This is a genomic window from Mesorhizobium sp. M2A.F.Ca.ET.067.02.1.1, from assembly GCF_004023285.1.
Lineage (GTDB): Bacteria > Pseudomonadota > Alphaproteobacteria > Rhizobiales > Rhizobiaceae > Mesorhizobium.
Genome location: NZ_RZSB01001453.1, coordinates 1 through 420, shown reverse-complemented (window position 1 = coordinate 420; position 420 = coordinate 1). Strand labels below are relative to the sequence as shown.

Genomic DNA, 420 nt, shown 5'->3' with positions numbered 1-420 from the left:
GCGCGACAGGACGGAAGGGCTGCTCTTGCGCAACACGCAGGTCGCCAACCAGTTCGACCTCTGCGCCATCTCGCTGCCGATGCCGGGCACCAAGTTGCCGGCCGGGTTGATGCTGGTGGGCAAGCATGGGCATGATCGCCGGCTGCTCGCCATCGCGGCGGTCGTTGAGGCTTTGCTCGGCCGTTGACAGGGACGCGGCGAACCAAGGCAAATTTGTCGTCAGAGAGGATTTGCCCCGAGTTCCTTCGCGCCCCCCTCTGTCCCGCCGGCGTCTCCGGTCTGCATCGTCGCAATGGTCTCGGCGAATTAATCGCCAGCTGGAAAGCGTCGCCGGTAGTGCTCGATCACTTCCGGATTGCGCAGGTTGACGGGCAGCTTGCCGGCGAGCACCAGCAGCGCCTCGCCGGCGGCGCCGACACC

The 420-nt window shown here is 66.2% G+C and carries 2 pseudogenes; one reads left to right on the top strand and one right to left on the bottom strand.

The window, feature by feature from the left end:
• Nucleotides 1-187 (top strand): annotated as a pseudogene (locus tag EOA28_RS38290) (amidase); the annotation flags it as partial.
• A gap of 119 nt (nt 188-306) precedes the next feature.
• On the opposite strand, the pseudogene EOA28_RS40785 reads toward EOA28_RS38290, so the two are convergent.
• Nucleotides 307-420, bottom strand: a pseudogene (locus EOA28_RS40785) (dehydrogenase); the annotation flags it as partial.